This window comes from Apibacter mensalis, from assembly GCF_001418685.1.
GTDB classification, from domain to species: Bacteria; Bacteroidota; Bacteroidia; order Flavobacteriales; family Weeksellaceae; genus Apibacter; species Apibacter mensalis.
This window is the reverse complement of sequence record NZ_LIVM01000007.1, coordinates 16,635-35,141: the sequence shown is the minus strand read 5'-3', so window position 1 is coordinate 35,141 and position 18,507 is coordinate 16,635. Positions and strand designations below refer to the sequence as shown.

Below are 18,507 nucleotides of genomic sequence, written 5' to 3'. Positions count from 1 at the left end.
AAAAAATTGTATCATTTTAACTCAAATACATGAAAAAAAGAATTTTAATTCTGACGTTGTTATTATTTAGCGCCTTTAAGGCTCAGAATAGAAATTACGCCATAGTAACTGGAGCACCATTTTTAAGAATTTCACCGGATGCTCGTTCTGGGGGGTTGGGTGATCAAGGGGTGGCCACTTCACCCGATGGGTTCTCCCAATTTTGGAATCCTTCCAAATACGTATTCGGAACTAGTTATTCCGGAGTTGGGCTTTCCTATACCCCATATATGAATAAGCTAACTAACGATGTATTTTTATTAAATGGAACTTACCATACATTTCTCGGCGAAGAAGAAAGAAGCACCTTAGCTGCAAGTATTTATTATTTCAACATGGGCGAAATTCAACTCAACGAGTTATTGGGAAATAACATTGTTGAAAAAGGAATTTCTAAGCCTAACGAATTTGCATTAGATGTATCTTATGGACTTAAACTGGCTGATGTATATTCTATGGCAGTTACCTTAAGATACGTTCGATCTGATTTATTCAACAACGTTGATAATTCATCAGCTCAAACAAAGGCAGCCAATACTTTCGCAGTAGATGTAACCGGATATTTCCAATCTGAAAAAAGTAACTCTTTCAGCAATTATGAAGGAAGATGGAGAGCAGGATGGGGAATATTTAATATGGGTCCTAAATTAGACTATTCTGACAGTAAAGAAAATTCAAGCTATTTGCCAACAAATTTAAGATTAGGAGTTGGCTATGACCTTTATTTTGATGAAGATAATAAATTGGGCTTAACTTTTGAAGCTTCAAAATTACTTGTTCCTGCACCTGAAAAAGTTAAAAGTCCTGATGGAAGCATATCGTATCAAATACCCGATAAGAGCTTTATTTCAGGAATGTTTAATTCATTCAGCAACAAAGATATCGGTAAAGAAATTACATATAGCATTTCCGGTGAATACACCTTCAATAACGCATTTGCTTTTCGTACCGGTTATTTCTACGAAAATCCTGACAAAGGCGGTAGGCAATATGTTACTTTAGGAGCAGGTCTGAAATATCAATCGTTTGGAATTGATTTTTCATATCTAATTACTACTTCAAATATTAATAATGCATTAGATAACACCTTACGGTTCGGACTAACGTGGGATTTCGGGGGCGATGCTACAAACGCTTATGATAATTATTAAAATTTTAAATCAAATTTCAAACGTATATAAGAATCACTCTGCAATAAAGAGTGATTTTTTTACATTTACCAAAATTATATATTACGATGTTTAAACCCGAAATACTAAGTGAAATTAAACAACTTGTAAAAACAAAAAAAAATATTCTCATTTTGGCTCATCAAAATCCGGATGGTGATGCCATTGGGTCTTCTTTAGGATTATTTCATTGCTTACGTAATATTGGTGTTCAATCAACTATAATTGTACCCAATGAATTTCCTAAATTTTTGAAATGGATGCCGGGTGCCAAAAATATAATTATTGGTGAATATCGTGTAAAATTTGTTGAGATAGCATTTAGAAATGCGGATCTTATTTTTTGTCTTGATTTTAATACATCTTCAAGAATTAATCAATTGGAAACTAAGCTAAATGAATCTAAAGCCATAAAAATCCTTATTGATCACCATCAAAATCCGGATAGCTATGATTATATATACTCAGATACTTCTCAACCGGCAACTTGCCAAATGGTATATAAATTTATAGAAGCTTTAGGAGAAGCATCCAAAATCGATGAAAAAATAGCTACTTGTCTTTATACCGGAATTTTAACAGATACCGGAAGCTTTCGTTTTAAAAATACCACCGCCGAAACTCACCAAATTATAGCTACCCTTATTGAGAAAGGTGCTAAACCCGATAATATAGCTTCTAACATTTTTGATTGTAATACATCAGAACGACTTAAACTTTTAGGCTCTGTCTTAGAATCCATTGAAATTATTCCTAATAAAAATACTGTCATATTGCAGGTAACTAAAGCTCAATTATTAGAATTAGGATATCAAAAAGGGGATACAGAAGGCTTTGTAAATTATGGTCTATCAATCATAGGTATTAAATTTGCTGCATTTTTTATGGAAGATCTTCAAAATGATTTTATTAAAATTTCATTCCGCTCTAAAGGTAATTTTGATGTTAATAAATTCTCAAGGAGCTATTTTAATGGAGGAGGTCATATTAATGCAGCCGGTGGAAGAAGTAATCTTTCTTTAAAAGATACCATCTCAAGATTTAAAAATATAATTCAAAATGAAATAAATGAAATTTCTTAAAATCGCAACCATGTTCACGTTTAGCATATGTTTGTTCTATGCGTGTCAAAAAAAAGAAATATTTCTTCCCATAACTAATTCAAAATCAGAATACGGTAAAAAATTACTTGAAAACTCTAAAGCTAGAGAAGATAAGGAAAGGAATTTCTTACAAAATTGGATTAATAAACGAGAAGATTCTTTGCACCAAAAATTTATTCCTACTTCTTCAGGTATATGGATTCGGTTTATTTCTGAAAAAAAAATATCTCGACCTAAGATTAATAGTGTGGTAAAATATTCAGCTGAAGTAAAAACACTTTCAGGAGAGATCATTTATTCTTTTAATGAATTCGGTAAAAAGCAAGGGGTTTTAGGAAAATTCAAAGAAATAAGAGGAATTGAATCTGCTTTATATATGATGGGAAAAGGCGATATTGCTGAAATAGTCCTTCCCTCTTTTACAGCATATGGCTTATACGGAGATGAAAAGAAAATAGGGGCAAATGTTCCTCTCTTAATAACACTTAATTTAATAGACATTAAACCTTTGTTAAATTAACCATTTATATTATAATATTTAATAAGGTAAAATCTTAGTAGTAAAAAATTAAATTTTTCAACCACTAATTTTAAAATATTTTTGAGTATTTTTTTTATCCAGTAACAATCTATCTTTAAGTTCATCCAAAGATGAAAATTTAATCTCATCACGAGCCCTATCATAAAAGTAAATTTCAATTTCTTCTCCATATATCTCCCTAGTAAATTCAAAAATGTGAACCTCCATTTGTTTTTTTAGACCATATACAGTAGGGCGCATTCCAATGTTCATCATTCCATAAAAAAGTTTTTCCTTAATCTTGACTTTAACGTAATACACTCCATTTTTAGGGCAAATCTTATCATTATCAATTTCAATATTGGCTGTTGGAAAGCCTAATGTTCTACCTATCCTATCACCGGTGATCACCTTACCTTTCATTATAAAATTATATCCTAGATATTCATTTGCTTCATCAATTTTACCCTCACTAATTTTATTTCTAATTTTAGTGGAGCTAATAACAGATGTATATCCGCTTATAGCCGGAAGCTTATAAAGGTTAAAACCGAATTGCTTTGAATACATTTGTAAACGTTCGTAATTACCATCCCGATTATTTCCAAATTGATGATCATAACCAATAACTAAAGAATGAATGTTTAATTGGGATACTAATATATCTTTAACAAATTCAAAGGCACTTAACCTGCTAAACTCTTGGGTAAACTCTTGAATAAATAAATGTTTTACATTAAATTTTTCCAGTAATTGTATTTTTTCATCTAAAGTAGTGAGAAGCTTGAATTCTGTATCAGGTTGTAAAATTAATCGGGGGTGAGGATTGAATGTCATTACAGCAGTTTCAGCTCCTTCTTTAATTGCCATATCATTTAAGTAGCTTAAAACAAATTGATGTCCCAAATGAACACCATCGAACATACCTAAAGTTAGTATAATTTTATTTTCTTTAGTTCCCCTTAAATTTTTAAAATGAATATTCACCGGTGTTGAAAATAAATTGTCTGCAAAAATATAATATTTTTTTGTTTTTTTTCAATCCCCATAAGCTTTAAAATAGTATATTTGCAATACCACAAAACAAATGTAATTATTTGAATTTTAAATTATATGATAACGGTAAATAAAGGTAAAATATCTCAGGTAATAGGTCCGGTTGTTGATGTTGTTTTTGACGAAGTAGAGCAGCTACCCAATCTATACGATGCGTTAGAAGTTATTAAAAATAACGACGAGCCGAACCTAATCCTTGAAGTAGAGCAACATATAGGTCAAGATACGGTTAGATGCATCGCAATGGATGCAACTGATGGATTGTTTCGAGGTCAAGAAGTTTTAGCTACTAATAAACCTATAACGGTTCCTATCGGAGAAGAAGTAAACGGACGTTTATTCAATGTTATCGGGAAAGCCATTGATGGTATTGGGGAAATACCTAAAACCAACGAGTTGCCTATACATAGACCTTCTCCAAATTTTGAAGATATTTCCACTTCCGCAGAAGTTTTATATACTGGTATTAAAGTTATCGATTTAATTGAACCTTATTCCAAAGGAGGTAAAATTGGACTTTTCGGTGGTGCAGGAGTTGGTAAAACCGTATTGATTCAAGAATTAATTAACAATATAGCTAAAGGACATGGCGGTTTATCCGTATTTGCCGGCGTTGGGGAACGAACTCGTGAAGGTAATGATCTTTTACGAGAAATGTTAGAATCTAAAATTATTTCTTATGGAGATGAATTTATGAAATCTATGGAAGAAGGCGGATGGGATCTTTCAAAAGTAGATTTTGAAGCATTAAAATCGTCTAAGGTTGCTTTTGTATTCGGGCAAATGAACGAACCTCCCGGTGCTCGTGCAAGAGTGGCCCTTTCCGGATTAACCTTGGCAGAATATTATCGGGATGGATTGGGCGCAGGAAAAGGTCGTGATGTATTATTTTTTATTGATAATATTTTCCGTTTTACTCAAGCCGGATCTGAAGTTTCTGCTTTATTGGGTCGTATGCCTTCAGCTGTGGGTTATCAACCTACCTTAGCCAGTGAAATGGGTGCACTTCAAGAAAGGATTACTTCAACCAAAAATGGTTCCATTACATCCGTTCAAGCAGTATATGTACCGGCAGATGATTTAACTGATCCTGCTCCTGCAACTACATTTGCATACCTGGACGCAACTACCGTATTAGACAGAAAAATTGCTTCACTGGGTATATATCCTGCAGTAGACCCATTACAATCCACTTCCAGAATTCTTTCTCCAGAGATATTAGGAAATGATCACTATGAGTGTGCTCAAAATGTAAAAGAAATCTTACAAAGATATAAAGCTTTACAAGATATTATTGCCATTTTAGGTATGGAAGAACTTAGTGAAGAAGATAAATTAGTAGTATACCGAGCAAGAAAAGTTCAAAGATTCCTTTCACAACCTTTCCATGTTGCCGAACAATTTACAGGCACTCCCGGAGCATTAGTGGATATTAAAGACACGATTAAAGGATTTAATATGATTCTTAATGGAGAACTAGACCAGTATCCGGAGGCAGCTTTTAACTTGAAAGGAACCATTGAAGAAGTTATTGAGCATGGCGAAAGGATATTAGCTGAATTAAAAAAATAATTTACCTGATTATTAATTAAAATGTTGATGAAAATACAAATCCTTACCCCGGAAGAAATTATCTTTGACGGTGAAGTGTCTTCTATAACTGTTCCCGGTTTGTTGGGTGAATTTCAAATGCTTGAAAACCACGCATCCATTGTTTCAACACTCGAATCCGGAACCATTAAGCTTGAAAATGTAAGCTCTTCTTCCAATTATAATAAATTGATGAATGACGGTAAATACAAAACATTCACGATTAAGAGCGGATTATTAGAATTTAATAATAATAAAGGTATTATACTTTGTGATTGATACAGTTAAACATCTAGTTTTTAACAAAATATAAAAAAAGGATTGATGAATCAATCCTTTTTTTATTATATAAAATTTATAATTCAATCAGAAATCATTTTATGCATTTTATTTTTTGTTAACATATTTTATTATGTAACTTATAATTGTACTTAAATTTTAAAATTCAAATAGGTTATGGATTTACCCTCTTTCAAAAACATATTTTCATAAAAAGTTTTTATATCTCTTACGTATGATGGTAATTCATATTCTGGAGCTCCATAAATATCGTGATGAGAAGATAATACAGTATATCCCATCCCTTGTATTAATCCATTAACATATCCATGTAAAAACTCACTATCCGTTTTTAAATGTATACTTCCTCCTTCTTTCATAATTTTCTTATATCTTTCAAGAAAAACAGGATTTATTAAACGATGTTTTGTTCTTTTATATTTAATTTGGGGATCTGGAAACGTAATCCAAATTTCATCCACTTCACCAGGAGAAAACACATACTCAATTAATTCTATTTGAGTACGTAAAAAAGCTACATTTTTTATTTGTTGCTCTATAGCAGTTTTAGCCCCTCTCCAGAAACGTGCTCCTTTTATATCTAGGCCTAAAAAATTTTTGTTAGGAAAATGATTCGCCAAACCAACGGAATATTCTCCTTTTCCACATCCTAATTCAACTATTATTGGATTTTCGTTTTTAAAAAACTCTTCTTTCCATTTTCCTTTGTAATGAAAATTAGAAATTATTTCTTCTCTTGTAGGTTGTATTACATTATCGAAAGTCTTATTTTCAGCAAATTTACGAAGTTTATCTTTACCCATATTTTAGTATTGAATGCACAAAAATAGATATAATCATAAATATTTCAAATATCTTAAAGCTGGCAAGTTTTAGAATTTGATGAAGCACCACTACAGTAATTAACACTTTAAAACTTAGTAATATTTTAAATGTTATTATCTTGTTAAATATTTAAAAAACACTGTACTATTTTATTGATATTTATCTTAGTTGTATATTTATCTTATCAATTAATAAAATATTTCCAATTCAGTAATAAAAATATTCATTAAATTTAATTAATATTTTATGAATAAAACACGATTAGTAACAGATGGACATTTCTCAACCAAAACTTACCCCAAAAATACTTTGGCTGATGACTATCAGTTCGGGTCTAGTTGTAGCAAATAACTATTATAACCAACCATTATTGGGTTTAATGGCAAAAGATTTTAATGTCAGTGAATCACAAATAAGTGGTATTACCATGTTTACACAGATAGGATATGCTTGTGGGTTATTTTTTCTTATTCCTTTGGGAGATATGTTTCGTAGAAAAAAAATTATACTTATCGATTTTATATTTATTATTAGTAGTTTGTTAGCCATGGCAGTGAGTCCATCGGTAAAATTATTACTTCCCATTAGTTTTATAATAGGATTTACATCAGTTATTCCTCAGCTGTTTATTCCAATGGCTGCAACATTGGCTGCTCCGGAAGATAAATCTAAAGCCGTGGGATTTGTTATGAGTGGATTATTACTAGGTATTTTAGGATCAAGAGTTATAAGTGGATATATTGGTGATATTTTAGGATGGAGAGAAATGTATTTCATAGCTGCAATACTTATGGGCATTGTATATATCTTCATATATGTTAACTTATCTGAGATATATCCTCAATTTAAAGGAAATTATAAAAATTTAATGCTTTCACTTGTTAAGCTTTTTAAGTCAGACCCTTCATTACGTTTTGCCGCTTTACGTGGAGGTCTCAGCTTTGCATCTTTAAGTGCTTTTTGGACTCCTTTAGTATTTCATCTTGAAGAAAATTTTCATTTGAGCAAGGGTACAGCAAGCAATATTGCCGGAAAATTTGGTTTAGTAGGAGCTTTCGGAGCTTTAGCAGCTGCTCTAATGGGAAAAGTTATATATAAATTCAACAAGAATACTATACTTATTTTTACTGCCTTAATGATTATAATTTCATGGATTATATTTTATTATGGCGGATATACTTATATTGGCTTAACAATTGGAATTATATTAATAGATATCGGTGTGCAATCTACTCAAATTACCAATCAATCCATTATTTTCTCTAATCATCCTGAGGCAGAAAATCGTGTAAATACAATTTATATGACCAGTTATTTTATAGGTGGCTCAATGGGAACCTTTATTTCAGCCTATGCCTTTGAAATGTATAATTGGGCAGGTGTGGTTGGAGTGGGTGGATTATTTGCTCTAATTATGTTAGTATTTCATTTAATTTTGATGAAAAAGTAATTAATTATTTTTGCACAACTTATCTCCTCTTAATGAATCCTATGACATAAAGGTACATTACATAAAAAAAACTCCTATTTTTTTAGGAGTTTTAATTTTTTAACAGTTATTAGACTATTTTGATTGTGGAATATAAATTTGAAATCCTAAACCAAAACCTAAACCACTTTGTTTGTTTCCGTTATTAATGTTCTGAATAGCAGCGGCATAGTTATAACCAATAGTTCCTTCTAAAGCTACAGAATGAGTAATAAAATGAGCATAACCCACATTTACCCCAAAAGCAAATCCACTATCTGAACTTCCGTCAACTGCTGCTCCCTTGAAGCCTATATCTCCTTCAGCAAAAAATCTTCCTGTGTCTCTAGCTCCTTCCGGTAAGTAATATCTTACAAAAGGCATAATTCCATAATTCCAAATTGGTTTAACATCATCTTGAAATACTGCTCCGAAATCTATAGTTGCACCAACGGCTATGCCATGAGAAAGAAAATAACCTACTCTAGGGGTTAAATTGAACGAAAATCCTTTGTTTTCGAAATCATAACCGAGATTTGTAATACCTGCCCCAGTTAACCAACTTCCCTTTTGCATTGGTGATGCACCTACATTAGCTGAAGTTTGTGGTGTAGTAACAATCTGTGCATTTGATATTGCTATACTACCTAAAAAAATAGTAAACAATAAAAGTACTTTTTTCATAATTATTATATTATTTTTATACATCATAATAAACGACAAAACCTATGCCAAAATTTTAACAAAATATTATAATTTTTTAATTAGAATAATTTGGGGCTTCTTGAGTAATAATTACATCATGAGGATGACTTTCTTTTAATCCTGCTGAGGAAATCTTCACCATCTTACTTTCTTTTTGTAACTTTTCAATGTCCTCTGTACCGCAATATCCCATACCTGCTCTAATTCCCCCGCATAATTGATAAACTACATCGGATAGTTTTCCTTTATAAGGGACTCTTCCCTCGATTCCTTCGGGGACTAATTTTTTAGTTCCTGATTGAAAATAACGGTCTTTACTTCCTCTTTTCATTGCAGAAATGGAACCCATGCCTTGGTAACTTTTAAATTTCCTACCTTGGAAAATAATTTCATCTCCCGGAGCTTCTTCTGTTCCGGCCAATAAAGATCCTAACATTACACAGGAAGCTCCGCTGGATATAGCCTTAACAATATCTCCGGAAAGCTTTATACCTCCATCAGCTATTACCGGTATGTGATACTGATTGGCATATTCATATACATTATAAATAGCGGATAATTGCGGCACACCTACTCCCGCAACCACTCTGGTTGTACAAATAGATCCGGGCCCTACTCCAACTTTAAGTGAGTTGGCACCTGCTTCTATTAAATCTTTTGCTGCTTGCGATGTAACTATATTTCCACCTACAATATCCAAATTGGGAAAAGAGATTCTTATTTCCCTTATTTTATTTAGAACATTAACAGAATGTCCATGAGCAGAATCTACCGCAATTATATCAACTCCGGCTTTTACCAAAGCTTCTACTCGTTCTAAGGTATCATTTCCTACCCCTACACCAGCTCCTACCCTAAGTCTACCATCAGAATCTTTACAGGAATTGGGATATTCCAGCAAATTATCAATATCTTTAATAGTAATCAATCCTATTAATTTGTTGAGATCGTCAATAATCGGAAGTTTTTCAATTCTATTATTTAATAATATTTGCTTGGCTTGTTCCAAAGAAGTATTTCGTGAGGAGGTAATTATATTTTCCTTGGACATTACATCTTCTACTTTCTGATTTAAATCAGACTGATATTTAATATCTCTATTAGTAATAATGCCCACTAATGTATCATCTTCTTCAATTACGGGTAACCCAGATATTCTATATTCTTTCATTAATATAAGGGCGTCTTGTAAAGTATGATTCCGGCTTAAAGTAATGGGATTAGAGATCATTCCATTTTCTGATCTCTTTACTTTATTAACTTCAACTGCCTGTTGATCTATCGGCATATTTTTGTGAATAAAACCTAAACCTCCTACTCTAGCCAGAGCAATGGCTAAACTTGATTCTGTAACAGTATCCATAGCAGCTGAAACTATAGGAATATTTAATTGAATTCTTTTAGTTAATTGAGTTTTTAAATTTACTTGAGAAGGTAGAATTTCTGAATAGGAAGGAATAAGCAAAACATCATCAAATGTAATAGCTTCTTCTACAATTTTAGAACTAAGCGACATATTGTTTTTTGCCAGGCAAATATATAATTTTTTTTCTAAAAAAATAATTTAATTTCTCTGAAATATTACATTATCAAAATAATTCATGATAAAATAATCAGTTATATTAAAAAATAAGACTATTTAATTACAAAAATAAATTCTATTAATATAGAGCATTTCAAGTAATTTTTGTTTAACTTATAAATTAAATAATTTTTCCTTGATCAAAAATTAAGTATTTAAAATTATTAATTTTCATTATGATCAATGGCAATCGCATGTTAATTATACTTGATTTTTATCCACATTCCTTTTTTGAAATTCTGTTTTTAATTTATAATTAAAACGTGCTTTGAATTTTTGAATTTTAGGAGCTATTGTATAACTGCAATAAGGTTGATTAGGATTTTTCTCATAATATTTTTGATGATAATCCTCAGCCGGATAAAATTCTTTAAAAGGAGATATTTCAGTTACATATTTACCTTTCCACAAATCGGAAGATTCAGATTTTTTTAGTGATTCTTGAGCGAGAATTTTTTGCTCCTCCGATCTATAAAATATAACTGATTTATATTGAGTACCTATATCATTACCTTGTTTATTCAATTGGGTAGGATCATGTAAAAACCAAAAAATATCTAAAATTTCTAAAAAAGATATTTCTTCAGGATTATATTCAATTTCGATAACCTCTACATGTCCGGTATTTCCGGTACATACATCTTTATAGTTAGCATTTTCACCTTTCCCTCCGGAATATCCCACAGTAACCTTATTAATACCATTTATCATTTCAAAACAAGGACTTAAGCACCAAAAGCATCCACCTCCTAATGTGATTTTTTCAATTTTTTTTCTCATAACATCTGTTTTTTTTTCTTTAGATTGATTAGTCTGACAACTAAACAAAATTAAATTTATAGTATTAAAAATAATAAATACTACATTTTTTATATTATTTATAGGAATAATTTGCATATTTATAAAATATAAAACAGTTACAATAATTGATGAATTCAATATTATTCTTTATTAAACAAAAACTGTACTAAAATTTATTTTTTTTATAAAAATTTAATACTATTTAATAGATTTATTTATATTTTAACCAATTAAATAAATTATTCTTTAAAAAAAAATTATGGTATTTATTTAACTATTTTAAATTTATATTATAAGAAAATATGATTAAGGTAATTAATTTGCTAACTTTGCTTATTATCCATTCTATAACATGAGTACAGATACCTTAAATAAAAATTTCGAGATTGTTAAAGATGTTTTCATAAAGTATTTAGAAGATAGAGGACATAGAAAAACTCCTGAAAGATTTACTATTGTTGAAGAGATTTATTCAACCGACGAACATTTCAATATCGATTGGCTGTATATGAGAATGAAAGAAAAAAATTATAGAGTAAGTAGAGCTACTATATATAATACTATTGAAATTCTTCTAGATGCTAAATTAGTAAGAAAACATCAATTTGGGGAAGGATTACAGGCTTTATATGAAAAATCTTATTTTGCTAAACAACACGATCATATATTAATGATTGATTCCGGAGAGGTTATTGAATTTTGTGATCCCAGACTTCAGACAATTAAAGATTCTTTAGAAAAAATATTTAATATTGAAATAGAAAGTCATTCTTTATATTTTTATGCAAAAAAGAAGAACAACTGAATGAAATTAAAAATTATATTTTTTATTTTCTTTATATTTAAAGGTGTATTTTTATTTTCGCAAGCTACTCCTCCGGCTTCTTCCAAAAAGGATAATCCTAAACCCATAAATCTTATCAATGCTGACATGGAAGAGGTGAATGAGCATGCATTTAATGGAAATATTGTTTATTCCGGACATGTTATAGCTGAGCATGAAACATCACATTTAGAGGCTGATTCTATCATTTATTTTAGAGATAAAAATTCTATTGAAGCAAGAGGAAATGTTTTTTTTAAAGATAAACAATCTACCCTAAATTGTAAAAAATTGACATATAATGGAATAACCAGAAATGCAATAGCTTATTATAATGTAAAATTAGTTACACCGGATCAAACGGTTGAAACAGAGGAAATGATCTATGATGCAAATCAGGATGTGGCCTATTTTGACAATTGGGGTACGGTCTATAAAGGTGAAAATATAACTCATACTAAAGTTGGAAAATATTTTGTAAAAGATAACCGAATTGAATTAGGCGATAATTCTACTTTAGAATCCCCTGAATATATTTTAGAAGGTTCTGATATAAATTACGATTCTAAAAACAAAATCGCAACCTTTAATAAGTTTACCCGTATAACCAATAAAAAAGACCCCACAGTATATGTAACCGGGAGTAAAGGTACCTACAATACCCAAACGAAGCAGTCTGAACTTAAAAACGACGGTAAAATTTATTATCAAGGAAAAATACTATCCGGAAATGATTTATTTTTTGATGAAATTAAGGGCTATGGTAGAGGAATTAAAAACGTTAAACTGGAAGAACCTAAAGAAAAAAGATTTCTAATGGGTGAATATGCCGAAGTATTTCAATTTAAAGATTCTGCGATGATTACAGGAAGACCTTATATGGTAAAAATATTTACCAAAGATTCATTATACATACATTCCGATACCCTGATTGCCATACAAGGTAAAGATAAAAAATCTACCATACGCGGTTATCATAATGGTAGATTGTTCAAATCGAATATTTCCGGAAAAAGTGATTCTTTGGTATATCAAGAAACCATTGGAAGAATTGATTTTTATAAAAAACCTATTTTTTGGTCAACGGGGGGAAGGCAACTTACCGCTGATACTCTTTCAGCATATTTAAATAGTACTACCCAAGCAGTAGATTCAATTTATGGTAGATCCCATGCTTTTGTAATCAGCAAAGTAGATTCTTTAAGTGCTAAACTGGAATTCAATCAAGCGAAAGGACGAATGCTTCATGCTTATTTTGAAAATGAAGAACTGCATTCAGTTGATTTAAAGGGAAATGCCGAATCAATCACTTATGTAGAAGAAGATTCTAAAACTAAAGGAAAAGAACGTACGGGAATTAGCATATCCGTATGCGGAATTTTACAGGGTGAATTTTTTGATCGTAAAATGGATATTATTTCCTGTAAGCTTAATGCGGAATCAAAGTTATACCCTGAAAGTAAGCTTCCCGAACAAAACAGATATTTGCCGAATTTTGAATGGAGAGATGATGAAAGATTAAAAAAATGGCAAGATATATTTCCAGATGTTTTTCCCTACAATAAAAAAGAATCCGGAAAAGTCATGGAACAAATTTTAGAAGAAGAGGAAAAACAAAATGCAAAGATATAAGTTCAACAATTTTTTTGGATAATAATAAAAAGTGCTTATATTTAATAATGTATCTTGCATTATTATAAATTCTTATGACAAGGAACTTAATTCGCTGCGAATGGGTGGGATCTGATGACAGATACAAAAAATATCATGATGAGGAATGGGGAAAGCCGGTGTATGATGACAAAAAATTATTTGAATTTCTTTTGCTTGAAGGGTTTCAAGCCGGTTTAAGTTGGATAACGGTACTTAAAAAAAGAGAGAACTTTCGTAAAGCTTTTGATAATTTTGATTACAATAAAATTGCTCGTTATACTTCATCCAAATTTGAAAGTTTATTGCTTAACCCTGGAATCATTAGAAATAAACTTAAGATTTACTCTGCTCCTATCAATGCCCAAAAATTTATAAATGTCCAAAATGAATTCGTAAGTTTTAATAATTATTTATGGAATTTTGTCGATACACCCATTTGTAATCATTGGAAGAGTATAAAGGAGGTTCCTGCTTCAACAAAACTCTCCGATTGTATTTCAAAAGACCTAAAAAAGCGTGGATTTAAATTTGTAGGTACAACTATCATTTATGCATTCTTGCAGGCTGTTGGAGTTGTTAATGATCATACTCTTATTTGCTCGTTCCATCCCATTAATCAATAATTGATAGTTATCAATTTGTTTTCTTCTATTTGAATTATATTAAATGATTACTTCAGCGAAGCAACTTATTTATTACTAATTTTAAAATTCAGAAACCTTACATCGAATTAAAAAAAATTGTATAATTATTAAAAAATACCCATTAAGTTAAATCATGTAACTTTGAAAATAATCTATAAATATCTTTTTATAGATTTTAAATTATTACACTTTATTAAAAATCAATACATTTGATATATAAATAGAGTTTAAAGCAGATTAATTTTATATGTTAGAAAAAAAAGAAGCATTATATGAAAAAGCTATTCTAATTGGTTTGATTACTCAAAACCAAGATGAGGGAAAATTGAATGAATACATGGATGAACTGGAGTTTTTGGCCCATACTGCCGGAGCTGAAGTATTTAAAAGATTTACACAAAAACTGGATCAGCCAAATTCTCGAACATTTGTTGGAAGAGGCAAGCTGGAAGAAATTAATATGTATGCTAAAGAAAATGAAATTGATACAATTATATTCGATGATGAGCTGACTCCTTCTCAACTTAAAAATATAGAAAAAGAATTAGATAGGAAAATCATTGACCGTACCAATCTTATATTAGATATTTTTGCACAACGAGCTGAGACATCCTATGCCAGAACCCAAGTTGAACTTGCTCAATACGAATATCTTCTTCCTCGCTTAACTCGTATGTGGACTCACCTTGAACGTCAAAAAGGAGGAATTGGTTTAAGAGGACCGGGAGAAACAGAAATTGAGACTGACAGGCGTATTATAAGAGACAGAATTTCTTTACTTAAAGAAAAATTAAAATCCATTGATAAACAAATGTCTACTCAACGAAATAATCGAGGAAAATTAGTTAGAGTAGCTTGGGTAGGATATACCAATGTAGGAAAATCAACCTTAATGAATGTATTAAGTAAATCTGATGTTTTTGCTGAAAATAAATTATTTGCAACCCTAGACACAACCGTTCGAAAAGTGGTAATAGGTAATCTTCCTTTTTTACTCACAGATACTGTAGGCTTTATAAGAAAATTACCAACCCAATTGGTAGAATCTTTTAAATCAACCTTGGATGAAGTAAGAGAGTCTGATTTATTAATTCATGTGGTAGATATTTCTCATCCCAGCTTTGAAGATCATATCCATTCAGTAAATACCATATTGGCAGAAATAGGTGCTGCAGACAAACCTATGATCATGGTTTTTAATAAGATTGATAATTTTTCATATGAAAGAAAAGATGAAGATGACCTTACACCGATCACCAAAAGAAATTATTCTTTAGAGGATTGGAAAAAAACTTGGATGGCTAAATCCAAATATCCCAGCGTATTTATTTCTGCTTTAACAAAAGAAAACTATGAGGAATTAAAGAAAATTATTTATAATCAGGTAAAAGATATCCACACGCAACGATTTCCTTATAATGATTTTCTTTTTGAATATTATGATCAAGAGGGAAAAGAGATGTAATTAAAATATAAAAGGGCCTTTTTAAGCCCTTTTTATTTTAAATTTGATCTATAAGCAAATTATTTGGCTCTGTTACAATAAATTCTCCAATTAACTAATATGGCTGAAGGATAGTTTTTTTTAAGTCTTTTTAAATCTGATTTTGCTGATTCTCTTTTAAAATAATCTCCTGCCAAAAGACGCCAATCAGGACGTAAAAAACTTTTTTCAACTCTCAATTCAGGAAATAATTTTCTAAATTCAGAAATCATAGTATTTATTTCCTGCTCACTTTTTACTTCTCCTACCTTTATCATAAAACCGGGAATATCATTACGCCTTCCACATATATTTTCAGGAGCAATCGGCCTGCTTACGGTTTTTTTCTCGTTATAAGGAATAGGTTTAGAATCGATGGTAGTGTCTCTAAAATTTTTGCATAATTCATCTTCACTGACCATTTTTAATATTTCTTCATCTGCATTAATAATCAGCTGTCCTCCGGTGGCAGAATCAACTTTAGTGATTATCTGCTGGGCTTTAAAAGTCATACATATAAAAAAAAGTAATAAAAAAACGTAACTTTTCATTGGAGCATTATGATAAAATTAACTACACAAAAATAATGTTTTATAATTAAATGTAAAGAGATATGCTGTTTAAAAGAGAGTAAAAGTTAATTTGAGAAATAAATTTTTATCCAAGGTAGGCAGATGATAAGCACCCATTCTATAATAAATTCCTAGTCCAAAATAATAAACAAGCTTATTCAGCTCAACTCCAACTTCTTGATAATATTTATCAGGAACTGAAATAGATGTTAAATTATGAACCTCTTTATGATTCATATTTCCTAGTAACCCATTGTAAACAAAAGAAAATTGTAGCTTAGTATTTCCTACAAAATTTAGGTCCTTAAAACAATGGGTTATGAAAAAGGCAACATACTTATCTGCATAAAATTCTCCCGGGAATAAGGTTTCGAATGAATGAAATCCTTTCATTGAGAATCTATTCCATATTGATTGTCCTAGTTTCGCATTACCAAAATTTCCATAGTTATTCCACAAAGCTGTGTCACCAAAAATATATCCTGAATTCATAACTAAGGAGCTGAATCCTATTGGATTATCTATAGATACATGAGCCGCTACGTCAAATCGATCGTAATTAAAATCAGCACTCATAAATTTCCACCCTTTAGTATAATTAAAATAAAAATAGACAGGCTTATCTTCCACGGTCATTTTTCCTTCCGGAGTAATCATGTATTTAGCGAATGGTGCATATTTTACATGTAAAGAAGTCGAAAATAAATTGTAATTATGTGATCGATAATTTGATTTAAATGAATATTCATAATTGGATTTTTGAACTCGATAATCCGCTTCCACTGAAGCGGTAATTTTTTTTAAAATATCTTGTTCATAAGAGAGCTTCCCTCCTCTGTAGGTATAAAAAATTGAATTTTGAATATAATTTAATTCTTCCTTTATTAATTCCTTACTAATTGTAAATCTATCTATATTCTTCGAAAAAGGGTTAACATCCGAAAAACCTAATAACTTGATCTTTCCATCGCTCTTTTTATTAACATATATATCTACTCCCATAGCTCCTTTAATATTGGTGCTTTTCGTTCCGAAAGCAAGATAGCCAAACAAGGACATATTTTTATTAAATCTGTAATTGGTTTTTCCTCCTATTTGAAACCTAAACCCTTCATAATCGTTATAATTTATTAAATTTAACAAATTTATATCAATAGTTCCTAAAGGAAATTTCCAATTTCTTATTGAATTTAATAAACGAACATTTTTTTCAATGGGTAAAGTTTCAAATAAGGTAGAATGAGCATAGGTATTTTTTTCCCTTTGTGTTAGGGGAGTTGTTCTAAAGTTATTTATTTTGGATTCCGTATTTTTATTAAAATCTTTTTCCAGCTCAAACGTATATCCTCTAAAATCTTTGCTCGAATAAGATTTATTTGACGTAAAATTAGAAGTTTTCATCTGGATTACAATCCATGGAGTAAGTAAATATTTTTGTTTCTGATTAGAATTAGCCAATATTTTTGTGACGTCAATAGTACTTATTCTTATTTTATTTGTTTTACTTTCTAAGTACCATATACCTTCGAATGATTTCCATTGATACTCAAAATAACGAGTATAATTTGAATTATATTCTTCTCCAGAATATTTTACCACTGCAAAACTTTCGGCATCAATATACAACAAACCTCTGCTTCCATTAACCAATAAGTTTTTCTTGGATCCGAATGAAATAATATAATTTTTTTTATCATCAATTGAAACACTATCTATTAATTTAAAATTATAATATTTTAATTTATTTTTTAACAAATCAGGAAATTCCTCTTGATAAAAAGGTTCGGAGAACAATTCATAAAAAGGTTCTTTTAAACCGGAAACTTGATCGGCAATGATTATATTTTTTTTTCCGTACCTTTTGTCATAACTACATTTCGTAACCCGTTCCCCTAAAAATATAAGTTCCTTTTCCTCTAAATTTGAAACTTTTAAAGAATCTATACTTAATTTACTTATATTATTAAATTCATCCATATAAAATTTTGTATATAAAAAATAGTTATACATATTTAAATGGTTAGGATGATTAATTTTTTCTTTCTCTTTAACCTTTTTTAATATCGTATAAACCCGGGAATGAGGAGGATCCGGTAAATAGTATTTCGTCCCCAAATTCTGAGAGAACATAAATAATTGAAACAATAAAAAAATATATACCGGAAATTTATTCA

The 18,507-nt window shown here is 30.3% G+C and carries 17 protein-coding genes; 10 read left to right on the top strand and 7 right to left on the bottom strand.

Annotated features, from left to right (window positions below):
- Positions 1–29: 29 nt before the first annotated feature.
- The 3 genes from porV to ASC36_RS06170 all read left to right on the top strand — a co-directional run bounded on the left by porV (position 30) and on the right by ASC36_RS06170 (position 2,831).
- Positions 30–1,190 carry a type IX secretion system outer membrane channel protein PorV gene (gene porV, locus ASC36_RS06180; protein WP_055425625.1) on the top strand — a complete coding sequence of 387 codons (1,161 nt, stop codon included), beginning with the start codon at positions 30–32 and terminating at the stop codon, positions 1,188–1,190.
- A gap of 86 nt (positions 1,191–1,276) precedes the next feature.
- Complete coding sequence (locus ASC36_RS06175; RefSeq protein ID WP_055425624.1) at positions 1,277–2,290, top strand: DHH family phosphoesterase; 1,014 nt, start codon at positions 1,277–1,279, stop codon at positions 2,288–2,290.
- Positions 2,277–2,831 (top strand): FKBP-type peptidyl-prolyl cis-trans isomerase, encoded by a 555-nt coding sequence (locus ASC36_RS06170; RefSeq protein ID WP_055425623.1) that lies wholly within the window; start codon positions 2,277–2,279, stop codon positions 2,829–2,831. Before ASC36_RS06175 ends, ASC36_RS06170 begins: the two co-directional genes overlap by 14 nt.
- 57 nt (positions 2,832–2,888) lie before the next feature.
- Here ASC36_RS06170 and ASC36_RS06165 read toward each other — a convergent pair whose 3' ends face one another.
- The gene (locus ASC36_RS06165; protein ID WP_055425622.1) at positions 2,889–3,818 is read right to left on the bottom strand and encodes a bifunctional riboflavin kinase/FAD synthetase; all 930 of its coding nucleotides are present in this window, start codon (positions 3,816–3,818) and stop codon (positions 2,889–2,891) included.
- A 126-nt stretch (positions 3,819–3,944) separates the two neighbouring features.
- Here ASC36_RS06165 and atpD point away from each other — a divergent pair, with 126 nt between their 5' ends.
- On the top strand, positions 3,945–5,459 hold the full coding sequence (atpD, locus tag ASC36_RS06160) for a F0F1 ATP synthase subunit beta (protein WP_055425621.1): 1,515 nt from the start codon (positions 3,945–3,947) through the stop codon (positions 5,457–5,459).
- Positions 5,460–5,486: 27 nt separating this feature from the next.
- Positions 5,487–5,756: a FoF1 ATP synthase subunit delta/epsilon gene (locus ASC36_RS06155; protein WP_055425620.1), complete on the top strand. Its 270-nt coding sequence runs from the start codon at positions 5,487–5,489 to the stop codon at positions 5,754–5,756.
- A gap of 152 nt (positions 5,757–5,908) precedes the next feature.
- Here ASC36_RS06155 and trmB read toward each other — a convergent pair whose 3' ends face one another.
- Positions 5,909–6,580, bottom strand: coding sequence for a tRNA (guanosine(46)-N7)-methyltransferase TrmB (gene trmB, locus ASC36_RS06150; RefSeq protein WP_055425619.1), 672 nt, complete (start codon positions 6,578–6,580; stop codon positions 5,909–5,911).
- A 293-nt stretch (positions 6,581–6,873) separates the two neighbouring features.
- On the opposite strand from trmB, the gene ASC36_RS06145 reads away from it, so the two are divergent.
- Positions 6,874–8,052, top strand: coding sequence for an MFS transporter (locus tag ASC36_RS06145; RefSeq protein ID WP_055425618.1), 1,179 nt, complete (start codon positions 6,874–6,876; stop codon positions 8,050–8,052).
- Positions 8,053–8,166: 114 nt separating this feature from the next.
- On the opposite strand, the gene ASC36_RS06140 is transcribed toward ASC36_RS06145, so the two are convergent.
- The 3 genes from ASC36_RS06140 to msrA form a co-directional block, all read right to left on the bottom strand.
- Positions 8,167–8,754, bottom strand: coding sequence for a hypothetical protein (locus tag ASC36_RS06140; RefSeq protein ID WP_055425696.1), 588 nt, complete (start codon positions 8,752–8,754; stop codon positions 8,167–8,169).
- 76 nt (positions 8,755–8,830) lie between these two features.
- The gene (guaB, locus tag ASC36_RS06135) at positions 8,831–10,291 is read right to left on the bottom strand and encodes an IMP dehydrogenase (protein WP_055425617.1); all 1,461 of its coding nucleotides are present in this window, start codon (positions 10,289–10,291) and stop codon (positions 8,831–8,833) included.
- 267 nt (positions 10,292–10,558) lie between these two features.
- Positions 10,559–11,230 carry a peptide-methionine (S)-S-oxide reductase MsrA gene (msrA, locus tag ASC36_RS06130; RefSeq protein ID WP_055425695.1) on the bottom strand — a complete coding sequence of 224 codons (672 nt, stop codon included), beginning with the start codon at positions 11,228–11,230 and terminating at the stop codon, positions 10,559–10,561.
- A 280-nt stretch (positions 11,231–11,510) separates the two neighbouring features.
- On the opposite strand from msrA, the gene ASC36_RS06125 reads away from it, so the two are divergent.
- The 4 genes from ASC36_RS06125 to hflX all read left to right on the top strand — a co-directional run bounded on the left by ASC36_RS06125 (position 11,511) and on the right by hflX (position 15,743).
- The gene (locus ASC36_RS06125; protein ID WP_055425616.1) at positions 11,511–11,963 is read left to right on the top strand and encodes a Fur family transcriptional regulator; all 453 of its coding nucleotides are present in this window, start codon (positions 11,511–11,513) and stop codon (positions 11,961–11,963) included.
- Positions 11,964–13,613: an OstA-like protein gene (locus tag ASC36_RS06120; RefSeq protein WP_055425615.1), complete on the top strand. Its 1,650-nt coding sequence runs from the start codon at positions 11,964–11,966 to the stop codon at positions 13,611–13,613.
- 74 nt (positions 13,614–13,687) lie between these two features.
- Positions 13,688–14,257, top strand: a complete 570-nt coding sequence (locus tag ASC36_RS06115) for a DNA-3-methyladenine glycosylase I (RefSeq protein ID WP_055425614.1) — start codon at positions 13,688–13,690, stop codon at positions 14,255–14,257.
- Positions 14,258–14,525: 268 nt separating this feature from the next.
- Positions 14,526–15,743 carry a GTPase HflX gene (gene hflX / locus ASC36_RS06110; protein ID WP_055425613.1) on the top strand — a complete coding sequence of 406 codons (1,218 nt, stop codon included), beginning with the start codon at positions 14,526–14,528 and terminating at the stop codon, positions 15,741–15,743.
- Between the two features lie 59 nt (positions 15,744–15,802).
- Here the strand turns inward: hflX and ASC36_RS06105 are convergent, their stop codons facing one another.
- Both ASC36_RS06105 and ASC36_RS06100 read right to left on the bottom strand, forming a co-directional pair.
- Entirely contained in the window at positions 15,803–16,273 is a 471-nt protein-coding gene (locus tag ASC36_RS06105; RefSeq protein ID WP_055425612.1) for an SPOR domain-containing protein, read from the bottom strand.
- A gap of 108 nt (positions 16,274–16,381) precedes the next feature.
- Positions 16,382–18,463: a DUF5686 family protein gene (locus tag ASC36_RS06100; RefSeq protein ID WP_141656214.1), complete on the bottom strand. Its 2,082-nt coding sequence runs from the start codon at positions 18,461–18,463 to the stop codon at positions 16,382–16,384.
- Between the last annotated feature and the right edge of the window lie 44 nt (positions 18,464–18,507).

Bases quoted from the DNA above. Each gene is read 5' to 3' on its own strand.
- porV (WP_055425625.1), top strand. From the start codon at position 30: ATGAAAAAAAGAATTTTAATTCTGACGTTGTTATTATTTAGCGCCTTT.
- ASC36_RS06175 (WP_055425624.1), top strand. From the start codon at position 1,277: ATGTTTAAACCCGAAATACTAAGTGAAATTAAACAACTTGTAAAAACA.
- ASC36_RS06170 (WP_055425623.1), top strand. From the start codon at position 2,277: ATGAAATTTCTTAAAATCGCAACCATGTTCACGTTTAGCATATGTTTG.
- atpD (WP_055425621.1), top strand. From the start codon at position 3,945: ATGATAACGGTAAATAAAGGTAAAATATCTCAGGTAATAGGTCCGGTT.
- ASC36_RS06155 (WP_055425620.1), top strand. From the start codon at position 5,487: ATGAAAATACAAATCCTTACCCCGGAAGAAATTATCTTTGACGGTGAA.
- trmB (WP_055425619.1), bottom strand. From the start codon at position 6,580: ATGGGTAAAGATAAACTTCGTAAATTTGCTGAAAATAAGACTTTCGAT.
- ASC36_RS06145 (WP_055425618.1), top strand. From the start codon at position 6,874: ATGGACATTTCTCAACCAAAACTTACCCCAAAAATACTTTGGCTGATG.
- ASC36_RS06140 (WP_055425696.1), bottom strand. From the start codon at position 8,754: ATGAAAAAAGTACTTTTATTGTTTACTATTTTTTTAGGTAGTATAGCA.
- guaB (WP_055425617.1), bottom strand. From the start codon at position 10,291: ATGTCGCTTAGTTCTAAAATTGTAGAAGAAGCTATTACATTTGATGAT.
- ASC36_RS06125 (WP_055425616.1), top strand. From the start codon at position 11,511: ATGAGTACAGATACCTTAAATAAAAATTTCGAGATTGTTAAAGATGTT.
- ASC36_RS06120 (WP_055425615.1), top strand. From the start codon at position 11,964: ATGAAATTAAAAATTATATTTTTTATTTTCTTTATATTTAAAGGTGTA.
- ASC36_RS06115 (WP_055425614.1), top strand. From the start codon at position 13,688: ATGACAAGGAACTTAATTCGCTGCGAATGGGTGGGATCTGATGACAGA.
- hflX (WP_055425613.1), top strand. From the start codon at position 14,526: ATGTTAGAAAAAAAAGAAGCATTATATGAAAAAGCTATTCTAATTGGT.
- ASC36_RS06105 (WP_055425612.1), bottom strand. From the start codon at position 16,273: ATGACTTTTAAAGCCCAGCAGATAATCACTAAAGTTGATTCTGCCACC.
- ASC36_RS06100 (WP_141656214.1), bottom strand. From the start codon at position 18,463: ATGTTCTCTCAGAATTTGGGGACGAAATACTATTTACCGGATCCTCCT.